Consider the following 25127-nt stretch of genomic DNA (forward strand, 5'->3'; position numbering starts at 1 on the left):
CTGATGCGCCGACCCGCCCCTGACCGCCACGCCGAACTGCTGGCCACCCTGGCCGATGGCACCGAGCGCAGCGAACGCGCCCTGCGGCAGGAGGTGGCCGATTCGGCGCGCAGCACGCGCCAGGAACTCGGCCAGAACTTCGCCAGCTTCCAGGCCGCGCTGGTGCAGCAGGGGGCCGAGGCCACGCGCACGCAGAACGCGCAGATCGACGCCTTCGCGCAGCAGCTCACGCTGATGCAGAAGACCCTGGCCGACACGCTCAACACGCAGTTGCAGGGCCTGAGCGAATCGAACGCGCGGCGCCTGGCCGAGGTGCGTGCGACCATGGAAACCCAGCTCGCCCAGCTGCAGCAGACCAACACCGCCAAGCTCGACGAGATGCGCAAGACCGTCGACGAGAAGCTGCAGAGCACGCTCGAGGCCCGGCTGGGCGAGAGCTTCAAGCAGGTGGCCGACCGGCTCGACCAGGTGCACAAGGGCCTGGGCGAGATGCAGACGCTGGCCATCGGCGTGGGCAGCCTGCAGCGCGTGCTGACCAATGTGAAGACGCGCGGCGTGTTCGGCGAGGTGCAGCTCGAGGCGCTGCTCGAACAGGTGCTCACGACCGAGCAGTACGCCAAGCAGGTCGAGACCAAGCCGCGCAGCGGCCAGCGCGTCGACTTCGCGGTGCGTTTCCCCGGCCGCAGCGCCGACGGCGCGCCGGTGTGGCTGCCCATCGATGCGAAGTTTCCGCGCGACGACTATGAGCGGCTCATCGACGCGCACGAGCGCGCCGACGTGCTGGCGGTCGAGGTGGCCGGCAAGGCCCTGGAAGCGCGCATCCGCAGCGAGGCGAAGTCGATTGCCGACAACTATCTCGCCGCGCCGCACACCACCGACTTCGCGATCCTCTTCCTGCCGGTCGAGAGCCTCTACGCCGAAGTGTTGCGCCGCCCCGGCCTGATGGACGCGGTGCAGCGCCAGCACCGCGTCACGCTCGCCGGCCCGACCACGCTGCTGGCCATGCTCAACAGCCTGCACATGGGCTTCCGCACGCTGGCACTGGAACAGCAGGCGTCGGAGGTGTGGAAGGTGCTCGGCGCGGTGAAGACCGAATTCAACCGCTTCGGCGAATGGGTCGAGCGCATCAAGGAACAGGTCGCCAAGGCCTCCGACACCATCGACAAGGCCGACACGCGGCAGCGCCAGATGCGCCGCGCGCTCAAGGGCGTGGAAGCGCTGCCCGAACTGCAGGCGCAAGCGCTGCTGCCCGCGGTCGACCCTGAGGACGACGGCGCGCCGTGAGAGGCGCGGAGCTGCTCCGGCTGATCGCGGCGCAGGTCTTCCTGCATGCGACGATGGCCGGCATGCGGCTGGCCACGCCCCTGCTGGCGCTGCAGCAGGGCTACAGCGCGGCAGCGGTCGGCCTGCTCATCGCGCTGTTCGCGCTCACGCAGGTGTTTCTTGCGCTGCCTGCGGGCCGCTTTGCCGACCGCCATGGGCTGCGCCGGCCGCTGGCGTTGTCGGCGGTGGCCGCGTCGCTCGGTGCCGGGCTGGCGCTTGTCTTCCCGTCCTTCCTGGCCATGTGCGTGGCCGCTCTGCTGACCGGCGGCGCGACCGGGGCCACCGTGATCGCGTTGCAACGCCACGTCGGGCGATCCGCGAACAGTCCGGTGGACCTCAAGCGCGTGTTCAGCTGGCTGGCCATCGCGCCGGCCGCGGCGAACTTCGTCGGGCCCTTCGTGGCCGGGCTGCTCATCGACCATGCGGGGCATGCGCCCGCCGACCTGCTGTCGTTCCGCGTGACTTTCGCGGTGCTGGCCTTGATGCCGCTGCTGTGCTGGCTGCTGGTCAGAAATGCGCATGAAGCCGCACCGACGCCGCCACCCGTCGGCGCCACGCCCACGCGCGCCTGGGACCTGCTGCGCGAGCCGATGTTCCGGCGCCTGCTGTTCGTGAACTGGCTGCAATCGTCGAGCTGGGACGTGCATGCCTTCGTGCTGCCCATCCTGGGCCACGAGCGCGGCCTGGGGGCGTCGGTCATCGGCACGATCCTGGGCATCTTCGCCATCGCCGCGGTGGCCGTGCGCCTGGCCCTGCCGCTGTTCGCGAGCCGGACGTCAGAGCGCGGCGTGATCCTCACGTCGACGTTGGTGACGGCCGCGATGTTTTGCGTCTACCCGCTGCTGCACTCGGCCTGGGGCATGGGTCTGTGTTCGGTGATGCTGGGTTTCTCGCTCGGCGCGGTCCAGCCGATGGTGATGAGCATGCTGCACCAGATCACGCCGCACGCGCGCCACGGCGAAGCGCTGGGCCTGCGGCTGATGACCATCAACGCATCGAGCGTCGCCATGCCGATGCTGTTCGGCGCGGCCGGCGCCGTCATCGGCATCGCCGGCGTGTTCTGGATCGTCGGCGGTGTGGTGGCCCTGGGCAGCCACACCGTCTGGCAACTCAAAGCGCGTAGAACCGCTTGATCGCGTCCCAGGCGTCGCCGGGCGTGTCGACGTATTCGAAGAGCTTCACGTCCTCGGGCGAGATCACGCCTTCGTCGGCCAGGAAGGCGAAGTCAATCAGCCGCTTCCAGTAGTCCGAGCCGTACAGCACGATCGGCACCTGCTTGGCCTTGCGCGTCTGCACCAGCGTGACCACCTCGAACAGCTCGTCGAGCGTGCCGAAGCCGCCAGGAAAAGCCACCAGCGCCTTCGCACGCATCATGAAATGCATCTTGCGGATCGCGAAGTAGTGGAACTTGAAGCTCAGCGCCGGCGTGACGTAGGGGTTGGGTTCTTCTTCCATCGGCAGCGCGATGGCCAGGCCGATGTTGAGGCCGCCGCCCTCGTAGGAGCCGCGGTTGGCCGCCTGCATGATGCCGGGGCCGCCGCCGGTGCAGATGAAGAGCTTGTCTTCGGGCTCCTTGTCGTTGCTGTACTGCGCGACCATCTTGCCGAAGGCGCGCGCCTGCTCGTAGTAGTGCGAGTTGCGCGCCAGCTTGCGCCAGCGCTCGGTCGCCACCGTGTCGCCTGCGGCCTCGGCCTGGGCGATCAGGGCGCGTGATTCTTCCTCACTGCGAAAGCGCGCGCTGCCGAAGACGACCACGGTGTTCTCGATGCCGTGCTCGCGCATTTGCAGGTCAGGCTTCATCAGTTCCAACTGCATGCGCAGGCCGCGGGTTTCGCGGCGCAGCAGGAATTCGGGGTCGGCGAAGGCCAGGCGCGACGGGTCGCGGTCGAGCGGCAGGCCCTTGTCCGAATGGGCCTGCAGCGTGGCCCAGGCATCGGCCAGGCGTTTGTCGTGGAGATCGTGGGTCTTGCTGGTCATGCGGGGCTCCGGAGCAATCTTCGGGCCGCCTTGGGGCGGCGCCATGAAAAAAGGCTCCCGTCAGGAGCCTTGGTGGTGTGCAGGTCGCTCAGACGCGCTTGCGGTATTCACCCGTACGCGTGTCGATTTCGATCTTGTCGCCTTGGGCGACGAAGAGGGGAACCGGCACTTCGAACCCGGTGGCGATCTTGGCCGGCTTGAGCACCTTGCCCGACGTGTCGCCCTTGACGGCGGGTTCGGTCCAGGTGATCTCGCGCTCGACGCTGGTCGGCAGTTCGACCGAGATGGCCTTGCCTTCGTAGAACACCACTTCGACGGCCATGCCGTCTTCGAGGTAGTTCAGGGCGTCGCCCATGTTCTCGGCTTCGACTTCGTACTGGTTGTACTCGGCGTCCATGCAGACGTAGAGCGGGTCGGCGAAGTAGGAGTAGGTGCAGTCCTTCTTCTCGAGCACGATCTGGTCGATCTTGTCGTCGGCCTTGAAGACCACTTCGGTGTTGAAGTTGGCCACCAGGCTCTTCATCTTCATGCGCACGGTGGCGGAATTGCGGCCGCCGCGGCTGTATTCGGTCTTGAGGACGACCATCGGGTCCTTGCCGTGCATGATCACGTTGCCGGCGCGGATTTCTTGAGCGATTTTCATAACGTTGTCTGGCTGGTTGGCCGCTGCGCGCGGCAGGCCGTGGCGCTATTGCAGTTCTGCCGCATCGAAAACGAATTCCCGAGATTGCAGTTGAAAAGCGGCGGCAAATTTTGGATAGCCAGCGATTTTAGCGGGTTTCTCGCGAGCCGGCCAATTCGGGCAGACTTCGCGGCGCCATGAACGACATTCTCCAAGACATCGCGGCCGCCCTGGTCGCCGCCCGCCGCAGCGGCATTGCCGCCGACGACACCCCCTGGCACGACACGGCCCTGTCGCCGGACGACATTTACACGCTGCAGGACCACGTGGCCGCCGAACTCGGCTGGGATGCCGACCCGGGCGCACCCAGCACCTGGAAGGGCGGCGGCCCGACGACCACGTCAGTCGCCACCTTTGCCCGGATTCCCGCGCCCTTCGTGCTGGCCTCGCCCGGCCGACTCGAAGCGAAGGACTTTCATCGCCTCGGCATCGAGATCGAGGTCGCCTTCCGCCTGGCCCGCGACGTCAGCGCACCGGACCTCGCCGCCCGCGCCGTGCAGGCGCCCGAAGCGCTGTTCGACGCGATGACCGTCTCCATCGAACTGGTCGACTTCCGCTGGCAGGGGGCCGACACGGCGCCCGCACCGCTTCGCCTGGTCGACGTGCAGTCGAATGGGGCGCTGGTGCTGGGCGACTGGGTGCCGATCCGACCGGTCGATTGGGCGGCGCAGGTCGCGAAGCTGGAAGTCGACGGCGAGCCGGTGGGCCGCTACCAGGGCGCGCATCCGTGCGGCGACCCGATGTGGATGGGGCCGCAATGGCTGCAGCATGCGGTGGCGCGCCATGACCGGTTGGCGGCGGGGAGCGTGCTTACCACGGGGTCCTGGTGCGGGATGGTGTGGCTTGAGGGGCCTGCTTCTGTGCGGGCTTCGTTCGAGGGGATTGGTGATGCAGTGTTGACGCTGGGTTAGTTTTCTTTGGTGAGGGCGCCCGGAAGGCGGTGCGGGCCGGGCGACCCCGGTGCGCCGGCCGCTTCGCGGCTTCCCTGCGGTGCTCGCGCCATCGGCTGCGTCGCAGAACTCGCTTCGCTCACTTCGTTCTCTTCGCTCAGACAGCTGCGACGAGTCAGAGGTTGAAGCGCGCTGCGCGCGCAGCCGATGGCGCTGCGCGCCTCAGCGGCGCACAGGGGATCGCCCGGCCCACACCGCCTGCCGGGCTTGGGGTGGCGCAATCGCTGCGCTCGCCGGGGAGAGATCACAACGATCGGGTCCACGTCGGTGGGTGGTATGTCTTTGGGCGGCTGTTGTGGCTCCGGCGAGCACCGCAGGGGCAGGCGGATCAGGGCCGCGCGTGTTTGAGCGAAGCGAGTTTGCGCGGACCCCGCCTGACGCGAGGAGCAGCAGCGAAGCCCGAAGGGCAGGAGACGTCTGCCGCCCAAAGGCATACCGCCCACCGACGCCCCACCAAAGGAAAGCTCAGTCCTCGCGAACCAAAGGCGCCCCCACGCCGGTCCGCTCGAGAATCAACCCATAGTGCTCCGGCCGCCGATGCTTGGCGAAGTTGAAGACATGGTTGCGGAAGTTGTCGCCCAGCGTCAGGTCGACCGCGGCGAAGATCACCCCGTCCTCCTCGCTCTGCGACTGCGCCACGATCTCGCCGGTGGGCGCCACGATGGCGGAGCCGCCGATCATGTGAAAGCCGTCTTCCGAGCCGCACTTCGCCGCAGCGCCGATCCACAGCGCGTTCTGGTACGCGTTGGCCTGCAGTGACAGCAGGTGATGGAACATGCGCAGGTGCGGCGGCTCGGTCCAGTGGATGTTCCACGACGGCGTGTTGTAGCCCAGCACCACCAGCCGCGCGTCCTGCAGGCTCATCACGCGGAAGGTCTCGGGCCAGCGGCGGTCGTTGCAGAGGCACTGGCCGACGTTCGTGCCCAGCATCGGCCATACGCCGAAACCGTCGTTGCCCACCTCGAAGAACTTCTTCTCCAGATGCTGGAAAGGCGCCTCGGGTTTGTGGTCCGAATGGCCGGGCAGATGGATCTTGCGGTAGCGCCCGACGATATTCGCTTGCTCGTCGACCAGGATCGACGTGTTGAAGCGCTGCCCGTCGGCCGTGCGCTCCGCATAGCCGAGGTAGAAGCCGATGCCCAGCGACTTCGCCAGGTCGAACAGCGGCTGCGTGGCGGGGCCGGGCATCGAGGGCTCGAAGAAGCGGGCTTCGGCCTCTTCCTCACTCATCCAGTAGCGCGGAAAGAAAGTCGTCAACGCGAGCTCGGGGAACACCACCAGCTTCGCGCCACGGCTCGCCGCCTCGCGCATCATTTCCATGAGCCGCGCCACTGCCGATTCACGGCTGTCGTTCAGGTGAATGGGTCCTAGCTGCGCCACGGCCAGACCGAAACGTTCCTTGGTCATGCAGTCATCCCTTTCGTCCATGCGGAGAGTGCGCCCTTGCTGGTGCCGGCCGCCTGGCGCTGCATCGGCTCCGGTTTGCCGCGTGGCACGTAACGGCCCGAACCGCGCTCGGCGTTCAGCGTGTTGTCCTTGACCACCACGCGGCCGCGGCTGAGCACCACCTCGGGCCAACCACGCAGCGTGCGGCCTTCGTAGGGCGTATAGCCGACGTTGTCGTGCAGCATCGACCAGGTGATCGTCGTCTCGCGCGCGGGGTTCCACAACGCAAGGTCGGCATCCGCGCCGATCGCAATGCTGCCTTTCTTGGGCGCCAGACCGTACATGCGTGCATGGTTGGTCGAGGTCAGCGCGACGAACTGCTCGATGCTGATCCGGCCCGTCATCACGCCTTCAGAGAACAACAGCGGCATGCGCAGCTCGATGCCGGGCACGCCGTTGGCCATGTCCTTGAAGCCGGTCTGCTCGCCCTTGGGCAGCTTGCCGGTCTCGTCGAATCGGTAGGGCGCGTGGTCGGACGAGAACACGCCCAGCGTGCCGTCCTTCAGGCCTTCCCACACGGCCTCCTGCGAGGCGCCGTCGCGCGGCGGTGGGCTGCAGCAGAACTTGGCGCCTTCGAGGCCCGGCTGGTCGAGGTCCTCGGCCGTGAGGAACAGGTACTGCGGGCAGCTCTCGGCGTGCACCTGCGCACCGAGCGCGCGCGCATCGCGAATCACCTTCACCGTTTCCTGGCCCGCCACGTGCACGATCAGCACCGGCACGTCGAGCAGGCGCGACAGCGTCACGGCGCGGAAGGTGGCCTCGGTCTCGGCCAGCGGGTCGTGCGCCACGCCATGGAACTTGGGCGCCTTCAGCCCGCGCTCGATCAGGCGCTGCGCGAGCCATCGGATCATGTCGTGGTTCTCGGCGTGCAGCATCACCAGCGCGCCTTCGCGGTCGGCGAGTTCCAGCACGTCGAGCAGTTGGTAGTCGTCGAGCTTGAGCCTGTCGTAGGTCATGTAGACCTTGAGCGACGTGATGCCGTTGCGGATCGCCTCGGGCAGGTCGACCGTGAGCGCGGTCTCGTCCGGGTTGGCGAGGATCAGGTGGAAGCCGTAGTCGATCACCGCCTTGTCGCGCGCAAGGCGGCTGTAATCGGCAATCACCGCCGGGATGCTCATGCCGCGGTGCTGCGCCGCGAACGGAATGATCGTGGTGGTGCCGCCGAACACGGCCGACACGGTGGCCGAATGGAAGTCGTCGGCGCACATCACGCCCATGCCCGAGAGCTGCTCGACATGCACATGGCTGTCGATGCCGCCCGGCAGCACCCAGCGGCCGGCGGAGTCGATGTCATCGCGGCCGGGCGAGAGGTTCTTCTCGATAGCGACGATCACGCCGTCCTTGATGCCGATGTCGGCCTCGAAGGTTTCGGTGTCGGTGGAGATGCGCCCGTTGCGCACCGTCAGGTCGAATGGCATGTCGCTCGTCATCAGAAAGTTCCCGGGTAGTTGCCGCCGTCCATCAGCAGGTTCTGGCCGGTGATGAAGCCGGCCTGCGCGCTGCACAGGTAAGCGCAGGCATCGCCGAATTCGGCCGGCGTGCCGAAGCGGCCCGAGGGGTTGGCCGCACGGCGTTCGGCCAACACCGTCTCTTCGCTCTTGCCAGTCTGCTTCGACCACTGCCGGGCCGTGTCGCGCAGGCGGTCGGTCTCGAAGGGGCCGGGCAAGAGGTTGTTGATCGTCACGTTGTGTGCCACCGTCTTGCGCGCCAGCCCGGCGACGAAGCCGGTGAGGCCGGAGCGTGCGCCGTTCGAGAGGCCGAGGATGTCGATGGGCGCCTTCACTGCGCCCGAGGTGATGTTGATGATGCGGCCGAAGCGGCGTTCGATCATGCCGTCGACCGTGGCACGGATCAGTTCGATGGGCGTGAGCATGTTGGCGTCGAGCGCCGCGATCCACACGTCGCGGTCCCAGTCGCGGAAGTCGCCGGGCTTGGGGCCGCCGGCGTTGGTCACCAGGATGTCCGGCGCGGGGCAGGCCGCCAGCGCGGCGGCGCGGCCGGCGGGCGTGGTGATGTCGGCGGCCACGGCTGTCACCGTGGCACCGGTGGCCGCGCGGATGGCCGCAGCGGCGGCTTCGAGTGCTTCGGCGCCGCGCGCGACGATGGTCACCGCCACGCCTTCGCGTGCGAGCGACTGCGCGCAACCGAGGCCGAGCCCTTTGCTGGCGCCGCAGACCAGCGCCGTGCGTGTCGAGAGTCCGAGATCCATGGTGTCTATCCTGGTTGGCGTGGCGTGATGATGGCCTGCGGCACGTCGTAGGCGCGCAGCGAGGCCCAGTGCGATGCGATGTCGTCGCGGAACAGGCCGCGCGTCAGGCCCGACACCAGCTTGGGGACGGCCGTGGTCAGCGCGTTGATCGACGAGCCCGACGCGCCGAAGCTCATCGTCGAGCCGATGGCGAAGAGGTGCACGTTGCGCAGCCACGGCGTGGTGCCGGCGGTGCGCTCGCTGAAGGCGTAGTCGTCGGCCAGGTACGGGAAAGCGGCGAGCCGCGCATCCTGCTCGTCGGCGGGCGGTACGTAGCGGTCGCCCCAGGTGGCGATGTTGTGGGCGAATGCACCCAGCTCGGGGCGGGCCGCGAAGTCGATGTCGATGCCGGTCGCGCTGATCACGAAGTCGGCGTGCATCGCGCCTTGCGTCGTGTCGAGTTCGATGCGCTGCTCGGCGCCGTCGAAGCGGCTGCCCGTCACGCGGCTGCCGGTGTGCAGGTGGAAGTTGGCGTGAGTCGCACAGCGGTCGTAGGTCGGCTGTGGGAAGCCTTCGCGCAGGCTCAGGATGTGCCGCATGAAGCGCCAGCGCCAGGTGTCGTCGAGGTCCGACAGGTGTCGGAGGAACCCGCGGAAGGTGAGCCAGCGGTAGGGCTGCACGACCTGCGGTTCGAGCCGGCGGCACAGCAGGTGCACCTCGGCCGCACCGGCTTCCAGCGCGGTCGCCGCGTTGTCGAAGGCCGAGGCGCCGGCCCCGATCACCACCACCGTCTTGCCGCGCACGCGGTCGAAGTCGAAGGGTTGCGACGAATTCACGCAGCGGTCGGCGGGCAGGTCCGCGAGGGTCGACGGCACGGCCCAGCGGCCCACGCCTTCCTGGCCGGTGGCCAGCACGATCTTGCGGGCGTACAGCGTGCGACCCTCCTGACCACCCGACGCCACTTCGGCCGCGAGCAGGTCGCTGCCCTCGACCGGCGCGATGCGCAGCAGCCGCGTGTCGTTCTGCACCGGCACCTGCGTCACACGGCGCACCCACAGCAGGTACTCGGCCCACAGGCCCTTGGGCAGCATGTCGAGCGCGTCCCAGGCGGCCTCGCCGAAGCGCGCCTCGTACCAGGCGCGGCAGGTCAGGCTCGGGATGTCGAGGTCGGGGCCGGTGTAGTCCTTCGGGTTGCGCAGCGTGTGCATGCGCGCGTAGGTGTTCCACGGGCCTTCGCCGGCGAGCGGCGCCGCGTCGATGGCCAGGATGTTGTCGACCTTCGAGCGCAGCAGGCCGAAGGCCGTGGCGCTGCCCGACTGGCCGGCACCGACGATCAGCACATCGAGCGCCGGTTGCCCGTCGGGCCCGGTGCGCGGCGTGAGCCAGGGCTGGTGCGGGTGGGCGATGCTGGCCAGATCGCGCGCGACCCGGGCTTCCAGCGCCTCCAGCGTGTTCATGCGGCCAGCCATCCGCCGTCGACCACCATCGTGGTGCCGGTGGTAAATGCGGAAGCTTCACTGGCCAGATGCAGCGCCGAGTTGGCGATGTCTTCCGCGCGCCCGAAGCGGCCCAGCGCATGGCGCTTGCGGGAGGCCTCGCGTGCCGCGTCCGGATCGATCTGGCGGCCGAAGCCCCGCGCCAGCATCGGCGTGTCGATGGCGCCCGGTGCGATCGCGTTCACGCGGATGCCGTCGGCCGCGAAGTCCAGCGCCATCGTGCGCGTGAGGCTCATGATCGCGCCCTTGGCGGCGATGTAGGCGCTGTTGCCGCGACCGCCGGCCAGGGCCAGTTGCGACGCGAAGGTGATGATCGATCCGCCCCCCTGGCGCTGCATGGCCGGGACCACGGCGCGTGCCCACAGCCAGGTGCCGCCGACGTTGGTGCGGAACACCGCGTCCCAGTCTTCGGGGGCGGTCGTGAGCACGGTGCCGCCGCAGGAGAAGCCGGCTGCGCACATCAGTACGTCGATGCGGCCCCACTGCGCGAGCACCGCAGCGGCGTTGGCCTCGGCCGTGCCGGGCGCGCCGACGTCGGCGCCGAAGGCCATCGCCTCACCGCCGTCGGCCTGGATGCGGGCGGCGGCGTCTTCCGCGGCCGCCAGCTTGCGGTCGACGATCGCCACACGTGCGCCTTCGCGCGCGAAGAGCAGGGCCGATGCCTGCCCGATGCCCGATCCGCCACCGGTGACGATGGCGACTTGTTCTTTCAATCTCACGAAACTTCCTTGGATGACGGTGCGTGGTGCCGGCACCAGGCCTCGAGGTGATCGGCCGACGCGTCCATGCCGAAGCCGGCCTGCCAGCCGAACTCGGCCTGCAGCCGCGCGACGGACAGCGGCGCGCGGTCGGCCGGTGCATGCAGGTCAATGCTCGGTGCCTCGCCCTCGCGGGCCAGGCGGCATTCGAAGCCGGGGCGCAGCGCGGCCAGACGCTCGCCCCAGGCCAGCGCCGACCAGCTGTCGGGTGAAGAGACGTTGTATACGCGGTGCTGCAGCGAAGGCGCCTTCGCCACCGCGTGCACCGCACGCGCCACGTCGGGCGCATAGACCCAGTCGCGCACACCGGGCCGCGCGAGCAGCGCGGGCGTGCCGCGACGCGCCGCCTCGGTGATCTGGAACTGCGGGCTGGTCGTGTCGCGCACGCCGGTGGCGCGTTCCCAGGGGCCGAACACGCCGCTCAGGCGCAGGCTCACGAAGTCCAGCGACCACAGGTCGGCCAGGCGTCCACCGATCATTTCCGAGGTGAACTTGGTGATGCCGTAGAGCCCGGTCGGCTGCGGCGGCGTGTCTTCGTCGACCATGGCCACGCCCATGGCGGCTTTGCCATAGGCCGCGGCCGAGCTCAGGTTGATCACGCGGCGCACACCCGCGTCACGGGCGGCACGCAGGATCGGCGTGAGCGCCATCAGGTTGATCTGCAGGATGGTCTCGGGATCGCGCGTCTCCCGCGCTGCATCCGCCGTGACGGCGGCGCCGAGCACCACGGTGTCGACCTCATAGGTCATCGCGCGAGTGACGGCGTTGACATCGGTCACGTCGCCGAGCACGACCTCCAGCGAGCCTGGCCCGGTCGCGAATGCATCGATGGCTGCACCCGGCGGCGGCTGCCGATCGAAAAGCACCACCGCCTCGCCGTCTGCCAACAACCGCTCGGCGATGTTCAGGCCGACGAAGCCGGCACCGCCGAAGACCAGCGTCTTCTTCATGCCGGCACCGCCTCGAAGACCGGTCGCGGCGCATGCGGCTCGAAGTGCGGAATCGCGGCCAGCAGCGCTTTGGTGTAGTCGGACTTCGGCGCGCGGAACAGGTCGGCGCTCAGGTCTTCTTCCACCACCTCGCCGTTGCGCAACACGATGGTCCGCTCGCACATCATGCGCACCACGTTGAGGTCGTGGCTCACGAACAGGAAGGCCAGGTCTTCCTCGCGGCGCAGGCGGTCGAGCAACTGCAGGATCACCGCCTGCACCGACACATCGAGCGCCGCGGTCGGCTCGTCGAGCACCAGGAGCCGCGGCTTGCAAGCGATGGCGCGTGCGATGCCGATGCGCGCCTTCTGCCCGCCCGAGAGCTGGTGCGGAAAGCGCTCGAGCAGTTCGAGCGGCAGGCCGACGCGCAGCGCGCAGTCGTTGACGGCCTTCGTCAGCGCATCGCCCGACGACATGCCTTCGAGCCGGCGCAGCGGATGCGCGATGCAGTCGAAGGCGTTGAAGCGCGGGTTCAGGCTGTCGTGCGGGTCCTGGAAGACGATCTGGATGTCCTTGCGCAGGGCGGATTTGTGGAAGTCGTTGGCCTTGATCTGCCCGATGCTGCTGCCGTCGAACAGGATCTCGCCTTCACTGCTGTCGATCAGCCGGCACAGCATGCGAGAGATCGTGCTCTTGCCCGAGCCCGACTCGCCCACCAGGCCAAGGCTCTCTCCACGCGCCAATCGGAACGACACCTTGTTCACCGCCGTGATGCCGCCGGGGTAGTGCTTGGACAGCTTCTGCACTTCGAGCAGCAGCGGCGTGCCTGGCGGCAGCGCGGCCTTGGGCGATTCGACAACGGGCGCCACGTCGCCGCCGCCATCGACCACGAGGTCGGCAATGGTCGAGGTCAGCGTCGGCGACGCCGCCACCAGCCGCTTCGTGTACGGATGCTTGGGCGCGCTGAAGAGTTGCAGCGGCGGCGCGTCTTCCACCACCTGGCCGCGTTCCATCACGACGACGCGGCTGCAGTACTTGGCCGCCAGGCCGAGGTCGTGCGTGATGAGGATCGTCGCCATGCCGCGCTTGGCGGTGATGGCGGCCAGCAGGTCCATCACCGTCTTCTGCGTGGTCACGTCCAGGCCGGTGGTGGGCTCGTCGGCGATCAGCAGCGCCGGCTCGCTGGCGATCGCCATCGCGATCATGATGCGCTGGCACATGCCGCCCGACAGCTCGTGCGGGTAGGCGTCCAGCCGCTTCTCGGGCTCGCGGATCAGCACGTCCTTCAGCAGATCCAAAGCTCGCGAACGCGCTTCGGCCGGCGTGAGGTTCGTGTGGACCTTCAGCGCATCGGCGATCTGCAGCCCGACGGTGCGGATCGGGTTGAGCGCCGCACGCGGGTTCTGGAAGATCATCGAGATCGCCGCGCCGTGGGTCGAGCGCAGCGTCTTCCAGGTCGCGTGCGTGATGTCCTGGCTTCTGTAGCGGATCTTGCCGCCGACGATGCGGCCGGCCGCTTCGAGCAGGTGCGTCACGGCGAAGGCGGTGACCGACTTGCCCGAACCGCTCTCGCCCACGATGCCCAGCGTCTGGCCCACGTCGAGCGACAGGCTCACGCCCCGCACGGCCTCGACCATGCCGCGCCGCGTGGAGAAGCTGACGCGCAGGTCTTCGATATCGAGCAGACGTTCGGCGCTCATGTCCGCATCCTCGGGTCCAGGATGTCGCGCAAGCCGTCACCCAGCAGGTTGAAGAAGAGCACGGCGATCATCAGCGCGAAGCCGGGGCAGGCCACCAGCCACCAGTTGCCGGTGGAGATGAAGCGCGCGCCCTCCGCGACCATGATTCCCCACTCCGGCGTCGGCTGCTGCACGCCCAGGCCGATGAAGGACAGGCCGGCCGCATTCAGCACCGCCCAGCCCAGGTTCAGCGAGATCTGAACCGCCATCGCCGGCAGGATGTTCGGCAGCAGAAAGCGCAGGATCACCGACAGGTGCGAGTCGCCGCAGGCCCGCGCCGACTCGACCCAGCCGGCGTTGCGCCGCACGTTCACTTCGGCCCGCGCGAAGCGGATGTAGAAGGGCAGGTTGATGAAGGCGGTGGCGATCACGATGTTCTCGACGCGGTTGCCCAGCGCCGCCACCATCGCCATCGCCAGCACGAAGAGCGGGAAGGCCATCAGCACGTCGACGAAGCGCCCGACCATGCGGTCGAGCCGACCGCCGACGTAGCCGCAGATGCTGCCGATGACGGCGCCCACGACGAAGGACAGGCTCACGGCCGAGGCGGCGATCATCAGGTCGAGCCGGGCGGCGACGATGGTGCGGCTGAACACGTCGCGCCCGAGCTGGTCGGTGCCGGCCCAATGCAGCGCGCTCGGCGCCTGCAGCGCGATCGCGACGTTCGACGCGATCGGGTCGTAAGGCACGATCCACGGCCCGATGGCCGCCAGCACGCACAGGATGGCGACGCCGACCGCGGCGACCGCGGTGAGCGGATTGCCGCGCAGCACCCACGCGACATGGTTCAAGGTGGCGGTGCTCATTCGATGAAGATGCGGGGGTCGGAGATGCTGTAGAGGATGTCGACCGTCAGGTTGACCATCACGAAGATCGACGCCATGAGCAGCACGAAGCCCTGCACCGGCGCGTAGTCCGATGCGAGCAGCGCGTCGAGTGCATATGACGCCACGCCCGGCCACGAGAAGACCTTCTCGACCAGCACGTTGGCGCCCAGCATGGTGGAGAACACGATGCCCAGGATGGTGAGCACCGGCAGCACTGCGTTGCGCAGCGCATAGGTGACAACGATGCGCCAGGCCGGAAGCCCGATGGAGCGCGCGGTGCGCACGAAGTCGCTGCCCAGCGCGGCCAGCATCGACGCACGCGTGATGCGGGCGATGGGCGCCAGCACGAAGAGCGCCATCGTCAGCGCCGGCAGCACCAGCTGCTTGGCAGCGGCCCACCAGCCGGCCATGTCGCCGGCGAGGAGGAAGTCGATCAGCAGGAAGCCGGTGACGCGCGGCGCCGCGCTGGTGAACACATCGAGCCGCCCGGTCGGATCGGGCGCGATGCCGAACATGTAATAGAAGACGTACACCAGCAGCAGGCCGGACACGAAGGTGGGAACGCACACGCCGACGACGCAGAACATGCGCACCGCGTGGTCGATGAAGGAGCCGGCGCGCAGCGCGGCGAGGATGCCCAGCGGCACCGCGCTGAGCAGCGCGATGAGCAATGCGGTGAAGGTGAGTTCGAGCGACGCGGGCAGGCGCTGCCGGATGTCCGCCACCACCGGCTGGCCGGTGGTGAGCGAGCGGCCAAGCTTGCCCGTGCCCACGTCCTTCAGGTACAGAAAAAGCTGCTCGGGCACCGGCTTGTCCAGCCCCATCTGCTTGCGCACCATCTCGATCTCTTCCTTGCCCGAGTTGGCCCCGGAGGCGAAGAACACGGCCGGGTCGCCGGGCAGCACGCGCATCAACAGGAAGGTGAAGACGAGCACGCCGAACAGCGCCGGCAGCGAGGAAACGAAGCGCCGGCCGGTGCGGCGCAGGGTGGTGGCAAGCAGGCTCACGTTACTTGCGGCGCACGTCGCGGAAGTCGACCTGGCGATGGAACTGGTAGACGTAGCCGTCGAGCGACGGCACCATCACCGCGTCCTGGCTGGCCTGCCAGATCGGGATCTGCGCCATCAGGTCGAAGGCCATCGCATTGAGCTGCTTGGCGTAGCCGGCGTATTTGGCCGGGTCGGTCTCGAAACGCGCCTTCTCGGCGATCTCGACCAGCTTCGGGTCGTTCAGCGAGCTGTAGTTCCAGCGCTGGTTGCCGGTGTAGAAGTTGCGATAGAAGTAGTCGTTCGACGGCAGCCAGGCCACGATGTTCTCGGTGAAGAAGGGCGCCTTCTTCTCGTTGATGAGCGTGGACATCTGTGCGTCGGGCAGCTTCTGGATGTCGACCTTGATGCCGATCTTGGCGAGCGATTCCTTGATCAGCGCGGCCATCGGCTCGGCGATGTTGGCCTGGCCCAGGTTGAAGGCGAAAGACGTCTCGAAGCCGTTCGGGAAGCCGGCCTCCGTCAGCAGCTGCTTGGCCTTCGCCAGGTCGAGCTTCACCGGTTGCGGGATCGGGAACTCGGCGCTCGGCGGGCCGTCGGTCCAGGTCGCGTTGAACAGCGGCTTGCCGCGGCCGAAGAGCGCGGCCTTGAACATGTCGTCGTAAGGCAGCGCGTAGGCGATGGCCTGGCGCACCTTGACGTTGTTGAAGGGGGCCATCTGCGTGTTGAACGAGATGAAGCTGACCGCGTTGTACTGCGGCGTCGAGATGACCTTGACCTTGCCCTTGGTGGCGAGGGATGCGGCGTCGTTGGCCTGCAGGTCGATGGCCAGGTCGGCATCGCCGCGCTCGACCAGGTTGGCGCGTGTCGCGGCTTCCGGGATGGTCTGCGCGATCACGCGCTTGAAGGGGGCCGGCTTGCCGTCGGCGCTGCGCGTCCAGGCCTCGTTGCGCTTGAGGATGATCTGCTCGCCCGGCTTGAAGGTCTCGACGCTGTAGGCACCGCTGCCGGCGGTGTTTTCCTTCAGCCAGGTCTGCGCCCACGGGTCTTCGGCCGTCGCGTGCAACTTGGCGACCTTCGAGTTGATGATGATCGGGTAGACCGTCGCCAGGTTCGAGAGCGCCAGTCGGTCGGGCTTGGGCAGCGTGACCTCGAAGGTGCTGGCGTCGATCACCTTGAATTGCTCGGGCTTGGTCATCGAGCCGGTCAGCAGCTGCGCGGCGGCCAGCGACTTGGCGCTGACCGCGCGGTCGAGTGACCACTTCACGTCGTCGGCGGTGACGGGCGTGCCGTCCTGGAACTTCGCGTCCTTGCGCAGGTAGAAGGTGATCTTCAGGCCGTCGGGGGCGATGACGAAGCGCTCGGCCAGTTCGCCGCGGATGTTCTCCAGGTCGAACACCCAGTTGTCGCCCTGCTTCTTCTTGCCGAAGGAGACGAGCCGGTCGTAGGTGCTCATGCCGACGGTGAAGGCCTCGCGCGTGGTGCCGAGCATGGTCGGGTCGAGCGTGTTGACGGTGCCGCCGGTGACGAAGCGCATGGTCTCGGCGCGGGACTGGGCCGACGCGGGCGCGCTCAGGAGCGCGACCGACATCGCGATGGCGGAGGCAACGAAGAGGGGGAGTCGCTGGGTCTTCATGGTTTCGCTCTCGATCAATGAAAAAGGGGATGGCGGGAGGTCAGAACGTGAGCGGTGGCGCATCGACCGCCAGGCCCACGCGCTGGACCACGGCTTCGAGTTCGCGCGTGGTGATGTCGTCGATGCGCATGCCCGGCGAGCGGATCGCGTTGCAGGCGATGGCGCCGCGGCGCATGTAGATGTACTTGCGCAGGGCCAGGCCGATCTTGGGCTGGAACTCGTAGCGGATGAGGGGGCAGTACTTGTCGTACACGGCGGCCGCGCCGGCTTCGTCGCCGGCGGCGAAACGTGCGTAGATGGCCGCGAGGATCTCGGGGAAGGCGAAGCCGGTCATGGTGCCGACGGCGCCGCGCTGCAGCTCTTCGAGCAGGTAGACGCCGCCCAGTCCGCCGAAGATGCGCATGCTGTCGCCGGCGAGTTCGCGGATGCGCGTGATCTTCTGGCCGACCGGTGGCTCTTCCATCTTGATCATGCCGACGCCGCCTTCGCGGCCCAGCCTGGCCACGACCTCGGCCTTGATCTCGGTGCCGAAGGAATCGGGGAAGTCGTGAATGATCACGGGGATGGCGACCGACTTGGCCAGCGTCGCGTAGTACTCGAACTGCATCGCATCCGACGCGTTGTCGAGCGGCGCCGCGAACACCGCCGTCGCACCGAGTTCCTGCGCTTCGAGCGCCTGCTCGATGGCACCGGCCAGTCCGAGTGCTCGCACGCCGACCCACACGGGCAGGCGGCCTTCCGCGCAGCGCACGAAGGTGTCGACGACCGTGCGGCGCTCCTGGCTCGACAGCTTGTGCGCCTCGCCGAGGAAGCCGAGGATGGCCAGGCCCGCCACGCCGGCGCGCACCTGGAACTCGACCAGCGTGCCGATGCTGGCGAGGTCGAGCGCGCCGTCGGCCTGGAAGGGCGTGGGACAGATCACGTAGACGCCCGAGGGCGCGGCGAGAGAAGCGTTGGCGGGGGCATTGACAGTCATGAAGGCTCCGTGGCGTCGGTCATCGCACGGGATGACCGGGGTCGTGCGCATTCTTGATGTCGGCTCCGCGCATGTCGCGTGCCTTTGTGTGCGGCATCCTTAACCTGCGGTTAAGTCCGGTGATCTCGGGGCCGAAGCGGTGCGCAGCGCGCACCAACACGGTGGCACCGTTCGCGAAGCTGGTGCGCGGCAGACTTCAGTGCGCCGCCTCCGCCAGTGCGGCGGTGAGCGCGTGGCCGGTGTCGTGTGGGCACTCGAAGCCCTGGCGCTGCATCAGCTCGCGCAGCACGCGCACGAAGCGTTGCGCCAGCGTCGACAGCGGGTCGAAGCGCGGGTGCACGAGGTTGGCCTGCAACACCGGCGCGTTGACCACCGGCCGCACGATGAGCTGGTGGGTCGGCCAGTTGCGCACCGAAAACTCGTCGACCAGGGCGATACCCGCGCCCGCCTGCACCAGCGAACAGGCGTTCTGCGGCGAGCCCACTTCGATGGCGGACTTGAGCGCCTCGTCGGCAGCCTCGTACATGCGCTCGAGGATCACGCCGAAGGGCGTGGCGCGGTCGTACGAGATGAGCGGGTAGGGCCGCATGTCGGCCAGCGTGAGCGTGGACAGGCGCGACAGCGGATGGTTGTAGGGGCAGATGCACACCAGCTGGCCTTGCGCCAGCGGCGTCACGTCGAGGTTGGGGTGGTCGACCGGAAGAATGGTGATGCCGAGGTCGGCCTGGTGGTTGAGCAGCCGTTCCTTCAACGGGGCATAGCCGAGGTACTGGAAGGTGAGCTTGACCTGCGGGTGTGCCTCGCGGAAGGCGGCGATGGCCTGCGGAATCATCATCTGCCCGATGCTCGGGCTCGACACGATGTTGAGGATGCCTTCGCGGTTCTCGGCCAGCTCCTGGGCGAGTTCGTTCACGCGCTGCACCCCCTGGTACATGCGCTCGATTTCGTGGAACAGCTTCTTGGCCTCCGGCGTGGCGTAGAGCCGGCCCTTGATGCGCTCGAACAGCGCGAAGCCGACGCGGCTTTCGGTGTGCGACAGCAACCGGCTCACGGCGGGTTGCGAGACGAAGAGCAGCTCCGACGCACCGCGGATCGAGCCGGTGGTCATGACGGCACGGAAGACTTCGATTTGACGCAGATTGAGGGACATGTCGGCGGCTTCTGCATGCGTCGCTGAAGCGACGAGTGCATAACCAAACGTTAAGGGTGGCCGATGAAAAAGCAAGGAGCGTGCCCCCGACCCGCACCTAGACTGGAATGCACCCCCCAGGAGCGCGCCCGCATGAAACCGCCGATCTACGTCATCAACCCCAACAGCAGCGAAGTGGTCACGGCCGGCATCGACGCGGCCATGGCGCCGCTGCGCTTGGCGGGCGGCCCGGAGATCCGCTGTCTGACGCTGGCCGAAGGGCCGCCGGGCATCGTGACGCACTTGGACGTGCAGTCGGTGGCGCAGCCGCTGGCCCTGCGCGCCGACGCGCTCGCCGCGGAGGCGTCGGCCTTCGTCATCGCCTGCTACAGCGACCCTGGCCTGTACGTGCTGCGCGAGCGCGTGAAGCAGCCGGTGCTCGGCATCGGCGAGTGCGGCGTGCTCACCGCGCTGACGCTGGGCGAGCGCTTCGGCGTGATCGCCATCCTCGACCCGTCGATCCCACGCCACCTGCGCAGCTATGGCGCGATGGGCGTCATGGGCCGCTTCGCTGGCGAGTTGGCCATCGGCCTGAACGTGCAGGAGCTCGCGCAGTACGACCGCACCCTGGCGCGCATGACGGAAGTCGGCCGCCGCTTGCGCGACGAGCGCTGCGCCGACGTGATCGTCATGGGCTGTGCCGGCATGGCCGCCTACCGTGCGCCGCTGCAAGAGGCGCTGGGCATCGCGGTGGTGGAGCCGACACAGGCGGCGGTCGGGATGGCGATCGCGCGGGTGCAGCTCGGCTGGGAAGGCTGCTGACATGTCCGAAGTCGCCATCCAGCGCCTGATCAACAAGCTGCACGCGCTCGTCGGCCCGGCCGGACTGCTGACCGATGCCGAGGCGCAAGCGCCGTACCTGACCGACTGGCTCGGCAAATGGACGGGCGCCACGCCCGTCGTCGTGCGGCCCGCCAACACGGCCGAAACCGCGGCCGTGGTGAAGCTGTGCAGCGAAACGCACACGCCCGTCGTCACGCAGGGCGGCAACACCGGCATGAGCGGCGGCGCGACGCCCGATGCCAGCGGTGCGCAGGTGGTGCTGAGCACCACGCGCATGAACCGGGTCCGCGCCATCGACCCGATCAACAACACGTTGACCGTGGATGCCGGCGTGATCCTCGCGCATGCGCACGACGCGGCGCGCAGCGTCGACCGCTTCTTCCCGCTCAGCCTGGGGGCGCAGGGCAGCTGCACGGTCGGTGGCAATGTCGCTACCAACGCCGGCGGCATCGCGGTGCTGCGCTACGGCAACACGCGCGACCTGGTGCTGGGGCTCGAAGTGGTGCTGCCCGATGGCCGTATCTGGCACGGCCTGCGCGGGCTGCGCAAGGACAACACCGGCTACGACCTCAAGGGGCTCTTCATCGGCTCCGAAGGCACGCTGGGTGTCATCACCGGTGTCGTGCTCAAGCTGTTTCCGCAGCCCAGGGCGCATGCCACGGCCTGGGTCGGCGCCGAGTCGCTCGGGAAGCTGGTCGACCTGCTGAGCCTGATGCGCACGCGCTGCGGCGAACGCCTGACGGCCTTCGAGATGATGACCGCCGCGTCGTTGCAGCTGGTGCTCGACCAGGTGACCGACACGCGCGCGCCGCTCGCGCAGCCGGCGCCCTTCAACGCGCTGATCGAACTGAGCGACACCGACGACCAGGTGGGTTTGCGCGAACTGCTCGAGGAATCGCTCGGCGAATCGATGGAAGCCGGCCTGACGAACGACGTGATGCTGTCGACCAGCGAGGCGCAGACGATGGCCCTGTGGAAGCTGCGCGAAGGCATCTCGCAAGCGCAGGTGCGTGCGGGCAAGGCGATCAAGCACGACATCGCGCTCCCGATCTCGTCGCTCGCGTCCTTCGTCGCGCAGGCCGAGCAGGACGTGCTGGCCTGCATGCCCGACGCGCGCATCGTCAACTTCGGCCACCTCGGCGACGGCAACCTGCACTACAACGTGCTGATGCCGCCCGATGCCGGCTACGACGCGCTCAAGCAGCGCACGCACGAGCTCAATGCCGTGGTGCACCAGCTGGTGACCGACTACGGCGGCAGCATCAGCGCAGAGCACGGTGTGGGCCAGCTGCGCCGCGACGAACTGCGTATCTACAAGTCGCCGGTCGAGCTGGAGTTGATGCTGCGCATCAAGCAGGCCATGGACCCCAACCACCTGATGAACCCGGGCAAGCTGCTGTGAGCGCGCAGCACCCGATCGACACCCGGCTGCCGGAGATGCTGCGCAGCGGCCGCCTGCTTCGCGGCGTGTTCAACGGCATCCCCTCGCCGGCCATCGTCGAGATGTGCGCCTTCGCGGGCTTCGACTTCGTGCTGCTCGACAACGAGCACGGCAGCGCGGGTCTCGAGACCACCGAACACATGCTGCGCGCCGCCCGCGCCAGCGGCATCCCGACGGTGGTGCGCTGCCTCGAGCACGACATGGCACGCACGCTCGACCTGGGCGTGAGCGCGGTGCAGATTCCGATGGTCGACACCGCGGCGCATGCCGCTTCATTGGTGCAGCGCGTGAAGTACCCGACCCGCGGGCAACCGGGCCTGCGCGGCGCGGCCTTCTCGACGCGTGCGGCCGGCTACGGCGCCTTCGGCGGCACGGCGCACACCGCATTGAGCAACGACGGCGTCGCGCTGATCGTGATGATCGAGACGCCGGAGGGTGTGGCCAACGCCGCGGCCATCGCGGCGGTGCCGGGTGTCGATGCCGTGTTCGTCGGGCCGAACGACCTGGCGCACAGCATGGGCTTCGACAACCGCTGGAACGAGCCGCCAGTGCAGGCGGCCATCGAGAGCGCGCTGAAGGCGGTCGCTGCTGAAGGCAAGTGCCCCGGCATCCTGGCGCTGACTCCGGAAGAAGAGGCGCGCTATGCCGCCTGGGGCGCGCGCTATGTCGCGAGCAACACGGCGGGGATCATTCTCAAGGCGTTGCGCGACGTGGCCCTGCAGGGCCGCTGAGCGCGTCGACGAAGCGCGCGAGCTGGGTGGCCAGGTCGTCCTGCGCGAGCAGGCGGGAGCGAGCGCGCTGTGCAGCGGCGGCCCAGGCGTCCTGCGCGGACGCATCGGGCCAAACCAGTGGCGCATCGCCCACGCCGTTCCAGGCTCGGTGGAAGCCGCGCCACGCGGGCGGCGCGTCCATCGCGTCGAGAAAGGCCTCGAGCTTGACGTGGTGCACATCGTCGTCCTGCGGGTAGATCTGCCAGGCGAAGGCGCGACCGGCCCAGAGCGCGCGGATCACCGAATCCTCACCGCGCACGAAGTTGAAGTCGCAGGCCCACAGCAACTCGTCGTAGTCGCGTTGCGACATCAGCGGCAGGAACGAGACGGACAGGGCGCCACCCGGTGTGGGCCAGGCCGCCTGCACGGCGGCGGTCGCGCGCCCGGCGGTGACGAGCAGGCGCTGCGGTGTCGGCGCGGCGGCCAGTTGCTCGAGCAATTGCGCCAGCGCAGGCGGCTCGTAGCAGAACAGCGAGACCAGTCGCTCGCCTTGCGACGGAAGGCCTCGCGCTGCCAGCCACTCGTTGCGATCGAAGGCCGCTTGACGCGCCGGCAGATCGTCCTCGCGCAGCAGACCGCCGGTGCCGGGTGTGAAGCCGGGGTAGAAGAAGTGCTTGGTCAGCCCCTCGCCGGGTCCGCGGAAGACGGGGGAGGGCAGCCGGTGCAGGCGCTCCACGTAGGGTTCGGCGGAGAGGTATTCGAGGTTGATCCAGGTCCGGCCGCCGCTGGACGCAAAGCGCGCCAGCACTTCCGGGGCGGGGTCGCAGCCGAAGGCCTCGATCAGGACGTCGGGTGCGGCCTCTGCCGCGGCCCGCGCAACGGCGGTCGGGTCGGACCAGGGGACGACGGCGACACCCTCGCAGCCGTCCGGCGCCAGCCAGGCGAGCGCGCTCGGGTCGTCGGCCCACAGCCGCACCCGCGCACCGCGCTGCGCCAGCTGGCAGGCCAGCCGCCAGCAGATGGCGATGTCGCCGAAGTTGTCGATGACCTTGCAGAAGATGTCCCAGCGCATGCATGCCTCCGCCCGGGATTGTCGCGCCTGGGGCTTTGCGACGCGGCGCGACAATAGCCGCATGTCCGACGTGCATTCCGATCAACTGCTCAGCGAAGTCGCCGCCCTGCCCAACCTGCCGGGCGTCTACCGCTATTTCGACTCGGCCGGCGCCGTGCTGTATGTGGGCAAGGCGCGCAACCTGAAGAAGCGGGTCGCCAACTACTTCCAGAAGAGCCATGGCGGCACCCGCATCGGCCACATGATCAGCAAGATCGTGCGCATGGAGACGACCGTGGTGCGCTCCGAGGCCGAGGCGCTGCTGCTCGAGAACAACCTCATCAAGACGCTCAAGCCGCGCTACAACATCCTGTTTCGCGACGACAAGAGCTACCCGTACCTGAAGATCGCGGCGCACACCTTTCCGCGCCTGGCCTACTACCGCGGCGCGACCGACCGCAAGCACCGCTACTTCGGGCCTTACCCGAGCGCCTGGGCGGTGAAGGAGTCGATCCAGCTGCTGCAGAAGGTGTTCAAGTTGCGCACCTGCGAAGACACGGTGTACGCCAACCGAACGCGGCCCTGCCTGCTCTACCAGATCAAGCGCTGCACCGGGCCGTGCGTGGGCTACATCACGCCCGAGGCCTACGCGCACGACGTTGCGAACGCCGAGGCCTTTTTGATGGGCGACACGCAGGTGGTGCTGAGCCAGCTCGAATCGCGCATGACGGCGCATGCCGAGAAGCTGCAGTTCGAGCAGGCGGCCGAGCTGCGCAACCAGATGTCGGCGCTGTCGCGGGTGCTGCACCAGCAATCGATCGAGATCGCCTCCGACAAGGACGTCGACATCCTGGCCGTGCAGGTGCAGGGCGGGCGCGCCTGCGTCAACCTGGCCATGGTGCGCGGCGGCCGGCACCTGGGGGACAGGGCGTATTTCCCGGTGCATGTGGACGACGCGGCGCAGATGTACGACAGCGAGCGCGAATCCGAAGGCAGCCCCGATGCCGTGTCGGTCGAGTCGCAGGTGCTCGAGGCCTTCATCGCCCAGCACTACATCGACGTCGCGGTGCCCGCCACGCTGGTGCTGAGCGAGCAGGTCAGCCGCGAGCTGATCGAGGCGGTGTCGCAGCAGTCGGGCACGCGCATCACGGCGGTGTTCCAGCCGCGCGAGCAGCGCCGCCACTGGCTGGAGATGGCGCAGACGAACGCGCAGCTGCAACTGGCCCGTCTGCTGGCAGAAGAGGGCTCGCAGCAGGCGCGCACGCGCGCGCTGGTCGACGCGCTCGAGCTGGCCCCCGACGATCTCGACAACTTCCGCGTGGAGTGCTTCGACATCTCGCACACTGCCGGCGAGGCGACGCAGGCCTCGTGCGTGGTGTTCGAGCACCACGCCATGCAGAACCGCGAATACCGCCGCTACAACATCGACGGCATCACGCCGGGCGACGACTACGCGGCGATGCGCCAGGTGCTGCATCGCCGCTACGGCAAGCTGGCCGAGGCGATCGCCGCCGAAAGCGATGCCCCGCCGCCGGGCGATGCCGACGGCGCAGGCAGCGACGCTCCGCCCGCCACCAAGGCTGCGCGCATGCCCGACCTGGTGCTGGTCGACGGTGGCAAGGGCCAGGTGTCGATGGCGCGCGAAGTGTTCGGCGAGCTGGGCCTGCCGCTGTCGCTGATCGTCGGTGTCGAGAAGGGCGAGGGCCGCAAGGTCGGCCTGGAAGAACTGGTGTTCGCCGACGGCCGCGAGAAGGTGTACCTCGGCCGCGATTCGGCCGCGCTGATGCTGGTCGCGCAAATCCGCGACGAGGCGCACCGTTTCGCCATCACCGGCATGCGCGCCAAGCGCGCCAAGGTGCGGGTCGGCGGCAGCCAGCTGGAGGACATTCCGGGCATCGGACCGAAGCGGCGCGCGCGGCTGCTGCAGCGCTTCGGCGGCATCCGGGGCGTGGCGTCGGCCAGCGTGGAAGACATCGCCTCGGTCGAGGGCATCGCCATCGACCTGGCCGAGGAAATTTACCGCGCCTTGCACTGAGCTCG

At 68.4% G+C, this 25127-nt stretch carries 23 protein-coding genes; 8 read left to right on the forward strand and 15 right to left on the reverse strand.

All coding sequences use genetic code 11. From position 1 onward, the window contains the following. Positions 1–3: 3 nt before the first annotated feature. Together ACSFA0_RS17150 and ACSFA0_RS17155 are read left to right on the forward strand one after the other, a co-directional pair. Positions 4–1284 (forward strand): DNA recombination protein RmuC, encoded by a 1281-nt coding sequence (locus tag ACSFA0_RS17150; RefSeq protein WP_435451917.1) that lies wholly within the window; start codon positions 4–6, stop codon positions 1282–1284. Next, complete coding sequence (locus ACSFA0_RS17155) at positions 1281–2456, forward strand: MFS transporter (RefSeq protein ID WP_435451475.1); 1176 nt, start codon at positions 1281–1283, stop codon at positions 2454–2456. The genes ACSFA0_RS17150 and ACSFA0_RS17155 overlap by 4 nt, the downstream gene beginning before the upstream one ends. On the opposite strand, the gene ACSFA0_RS17160 is transcribed toward ACSFA0_RS17155, so the two are convergent. Further along, complete coding sequence (locus ACSFA0_RS17160) at positions 2434–3300, reverse strand: LOG family protein (protein WP_435451476.1); 867 nt, start codon at positions 3298–3300, stop codon at positions 2434–2436. The two genes, ACSFA0_RS17155 and ACSFA0_RS17160, sit on opposite strands and share 23 nt — an antisense overlap. 88 nt (positions 3301–3388) lie before the next feature. Then, entirely contained in the window at positions 3389–3943 is a 555-nt protein-coding gene (gene efp, locus ACSFA0_RS17165) for an elongation factor P (protein ID WP_262077922.1), read from the reverse strand. On the opposite strand from efp, the gene ACSFA0_RS17170 reads away from it, so the two are divergent. After that, complete coding sequence (locus ACSFA0_RS17170; RefSeq protein WP_435451477.1) at positions 3929–4123, forward strand: hypothetical protein; 195 nt, start codon at positions 3929–3931, stop codon at positions 4121–4123. The two genes, efp and ACSFA0_RS17170, sit on opposite strands and share 15 nt — an antisense overlap. After that, positions 4120–4893 (forward strand): fumarylacetoacetate hydrolase family protein, encoded by a 774-nt coding sequence (locus ACSFA0_RS17175; protein WP_435451478.1) that lies wholly within the window; start codon positions 4120–4122, stop codon positions 4891–4893. Before ACSFA0_RS17170 ends, ACSFA0_RS17175 begins: the two co-directional genes overlap by 4 nt. Positions 4894–5397: 504 nt before the next feature. On the opposite strand, the gene ACSFA0_RS17180 is transcribed toward ACSFA0_RS17175, so the two are convergent. From ACSFA0_RS17180 to ACSFA0_RS17235, 12 genes are all read right to left on the reverse strand, one after another. Continuing rightward, on the reverse strand, positions 5398–6339 hold the full coding sequence (locus ACSFA0_RS17180; RefSeq protein WP_435451479.1) for an N-carbamoyl-D-amino-acid hydrolase: 942 nt from the start codon (positions 6337–6339) through the stop codon (positions 5398–5400). Beyond that, positions 6336–7796, reverse strand: coding sequence for a dihydropyrimidinase (hydA, locus tag ACSFA0_RS17185; protein WP_435451480.1), 1461 nt, complete (start codon positions 7794–7796; stop codon positions 6336–6338). Before hydA ends, ACSFA0_RS17180 begins: the two co-directional genes overlap by 4 nt. An 11-nt stretch (positions 7797–7807) precedes the next feature. Continuing rightward, positions 7808–8587, reverse strand: a complete 780-nt coding sequence (locus ACSFA0_RS17190) for an SDR family oxidoreductase (RefSeq protein WP_435451481.1) — start codon at positions 8585–8587, stop codon at positions 7808–7810. Positions 8588–8592: 5 nt separating this feature from the next. Then, the gene (locus tag ACSFA0_RS17195) at positions 8593–10023 is read right to left on the reverse strand and encodes an NAD(P)-binding domain-containing protein (protein ID WP_435451482.1); all 1431 of its coding nucleotides are present in this window, start codon (positions 10021–10023) and stop codon (positions 8593–8595) included. Continuing rightward, on the reverse strand, positions 10020–10781 hold the full coding sequence (locus tag ACSFA0_RS17200) for an SDR family oxidoreductase (protein WP_435451483.1): 762 nt from the start codon (positions 10779–10781) through the stop codon (positions 10020–10022). The genes ACSFA0_RS17195 and ACSFA0_RS17200 overlap by 4 nt, the downstream gene beginning before the upstream one ends. Next, a complete protein-coding gene (locus ACSFA0_RS17205) occupies positions 10778–11770 on the reverse strand; it encodes an NAD-dependent epimerase/dehydratase family protein (RefSeq protein WP_435451484.1) in 993 nt (330 codons plus the stop codon). Before ACSFA0_RS17205 ends, ACSFA0_RS17200 begins: the two co-directional genes overlap by 4 nt. After that, positions 11767–13449 carry a dipeptide ABC transporter ATP-binding protein gene (locus tag ACSFA0_RS17210; RefSeq protein WP_435451485.1) on the reverse strand — a complete coding sequence of 561 codons (1683 nt, stop codon included), beginning with the start codon at positions 13447–13449 and terminating at the stop codon, positions 11767–11769. Before ACSFA0_RS17210 ends, ACSFA0_RS17205 begins: the two co-directional genes overlap by 4 nt. Continuing rightward, positions 13446–14294 carry an ABC transporter permease gene (locus ACSFA0_RS17215; protein WP_262077444.1) on the reverse strand — a complete coding sequence of 283 codons (849 nt, stop codon included), beginning with the start codon at positions 14292–14294 and terminating at the stop codon, positions 13446–13448. The genes ACSFA0_RS17210 and ACSFA0_RS17215 overlap by 4 nt, the downstream gene beginning before the upstream one ends. Then, positions 14291–15322 carry an ABC transporter permease gene (locus tag ACSFA0_RS17220; protein WP_435451486.1) on the reverse strand — a complete coding sequence of 344 codons (1032 nt, stop codon included), beginning with the start codon at positions 15320–15322 and terminating at the stop codon, positions 14291–14293. The genes ACSFA0_RS17215 and ACSFA0_RS17220 overlap by 4 nt, the downstream gene beginning before the upstream one ends. Before the next feature lies 1 nt (position 15323). After that, entirely contained in the window at positions 15324–16937 is a 1614-nt protein-coding gene (locus ACSFA0_RS17225; RefSeq protein ID WP_435451487.1) for an ABC transporter substrate-binding protein, read from the reverse strand. A 40-nt stretch (positions 16938–16977) separates the two neighbouring features. After that, on the reverse strand, positions 16978–17913 hold the full coding sequence (locus ACSFA0_RS17230) for a dihydrodipicolinate synthase family protein (RefSeq protein ID WP_435451488.1): 936 nt from the start codon (positions 17911–17913) through the stop codon (positions 16978–16980). Between the two features lie 196 nt (positions 17914–18109). Further along, positions 18110–19063 (reverse strand): LysR family transcriptional regulator, encoded by a 954-nt coding sequence (locus ACSFA0_RS17235; protein WP_435451489.1) that lies wholly within the window; start codon positions 19061–19063, stop codon positions 18110–18112. Positions 19064–19195: 132 nt separating this feature from the next. On the opposite strand from ACSFA0_RS17235, the gene ACSFA0_RS17240 reads away from it, so the two are divergent. From ACSFA0_RS17240 to ACSFA0_RS17250, 3 genes are read left to right on the forward strand one after another with little or no spacing between them, the layout of a single operon-like run. Next, a complete protein-coding gene (locus ACSFA0_RS17240; protein ID WP_435451490.1) occupies positions 19196–19864 on the forward strand; it encodes an aspartate/glutamate racemase family protein in 669 nt (222 codons plus the stop codon). Position 19865: 1 nt separating this feature from the next. Next, positions 19866–21287: an FAD-binding oxidoreductase gene (locus tag ACSFA0_RS17245; protein ID WP_435451491.1), complete on the forward strand. Its 1422-nt coding sequence runs from the start codon at positions 19866–19868 to the stop codon at positions 21285–21287. Then, entirely contained in the window at positions 21284–22057 is a 774-nt protein-coding gene (locus ACSFA0_RS17250) for an HpcH/HpaI aldolase family protein (protein ID WP_435451492.1), read from the forward strand. Before ACSFA0_RS17245 ends, ACSFA0_RS17250 begins: the two co-directional genes overlap by 4 nt. Here the strand turns inward: ACSFA0_RS17250 and earP are convergent. Further along, the gene (earP, locus tag ACSFA0_RS17255; RefSeq protein WP_435451493.1) at positions 22020–23108 is read right to left on the reverse strand and encodes an elongation factor P maturation arginine rhamnosyltransferase EarP; all 1089 of its coding nucleotides are present in this window, start codon (positions 23106–23108) and stop codon (positions 22020–22022) included. The genes ACSFA0_RS17250 and earP overlap by 38 nt on opposite strands. A 61-nt stretch (positions 23109–23169) precedes the next feature. On the opposite strand from earP, the gene uvrC reads away from it, so the two are divergent. Further along, a complete protein-coding gene (gene uvrC / locus ACSFA0_RS17260) occupies positions 23170–25122 on the forward strand; it encodes an excinuclease ABC subunit UvrC (protein WP_435451494.1) in 1953 nt (650 codons plus the stop codon). Positions 25123–25127 lie beyond the last annotated feature (5 nt).

The organism is Variovorax restrictus (genome assembly GCF_051216715.1).
Lineage (GTDB): Bacteria > Pseudomonadota > Gammaproteobacteria > Burkholderiales > Burkholderiaceae_C > Variovorax.

Bases quoted from the DNA above. Each gene is read 5' to 3' on its own strand.
- ACSFA0_RS17190 (WP_435451481.1), bottom strand. From the start codon at position 8,587: ATGGATCTCGGACTCTCGACACGCACGGCGCTGGTCTGCGGCGCCAGC.
- hydA (WP_435451480.1), bottom strand. From the start codon at position 7,796: ATGCCATTCGACCTGACGGTGCGCAACGGGCGCATCTCCACCGACACC.
- ACSFA0_RS17205 (WP_435451484.1), bottom strand. From the start codon at position 11,770: ATGAAGAAGACGCTGGTCTTCGGCGGTGCCGGCTTCGTCGGCCTGAAC.
- ACSFA0_RS17150 (WP_435451917.1), top strand. From the start codon at position 4: ATGCGCCGACCCGCCCCTGACCGCCACGCCGAACTGCTGGCCACCCTG.
- ACSFA0_RS17245 (WP_435451491.1), top strand. From the start codon at position 19,866: ATGTCCGAAGTCGCCATCCAGCGCCTGATCAACAAGCTGCACGCGCTC.
- ACSFA0_RS17175 (WP_435451478.1), top strand. From the start codon at position 4,120: ATGAACGACATTCTCCAAGACATCGCGGCCGCCCTGGTCGCCGCCCGC.
- earP (WP_435451493.1), bottom strand. From the start codon at position 23,108: ATGCGCTGGGACATCTTCTGCAAGGTCATCGACAACTTCGGCGACATC.
- ACSFA0_RS17195 (WP_435451482.1), bottom strand. From the start codon at position 10,023: ATGAACACGCTGGAGGCGCTGGAAGCCCGGGTCGCGCGCGATCTGGCC.
- efp (WP_262077922.1), bottom strand. From the start codon at position 3,943: ATGAAAATCGCTCAAGAAATCCGCGCCGGCAACGTGATCATGCACGGC.
- ACSFA0_RS17180 (WP_435451479.1), bottom strand. From the start codon at position 6,339: ATGACCAAGGAACGTTTCGGTCTGGCCGTGGCGCAGCTAGGACCCATT.
- ACSFA0_RS17240 (WP_435451490.1), top strand. From the start codon at position 19,196: ATGAAACCGCCGATCTACGTCATCAACCCCAACAGCAGCGAAGTGGTC.
- ACSFA0_RS17235 (WP_435451489.1), bottom strand. From the start codon at position 19,063: ATGTCCCTCAATCTGCGTCAAATCGAAGTCTTCCGTGCCGTCATGACC.
- ACSFA0_RS17215 (WP_262077444.1), bottom strand. From the start codon at position 14,294: ATGAGCACCGCCACCTTGAACCATGTCGCGTGGGTGCTGCGCGGCAAT.
- ACSFA0_RS17160 (WP_435451476.1), bottom strand. From the start codon at position 3,300: ATGACCAGCAAGACCCACGATCTCCACGACAAACGCCTGGCCGATGCC.
- uvrC (WP_435451494.1), top strand. From the start codon at position 23,170: ATGTCCGACGTGCATTCCGATCAACTGCTCAGCGAAGTCGCCGCCCTG.
- ACSFA0_RS17230 (WP_435451488.1), bottom strand. From the start codon at position 17,913: ATGACTGTCAATGCCCCCGCCAACGCTTCTCTCGCCGCGCCCTCGGGC.
- ACSFA0_RS17210 (WP_435451485.1), bottom strand. From the start codon at position 13,449: ATGAGCGCCGAACGTCTGCTCGATATCGAAGACCTGCGCGTCAGCTTC.
- ACSFA0_RS17225 (WP_435451487.1), bottom strand. From the start codon at position 16,937: ATGAAGACCCAGCGACTCCCCCTCTTCGTTGCCTCCGCCATCGCGATG.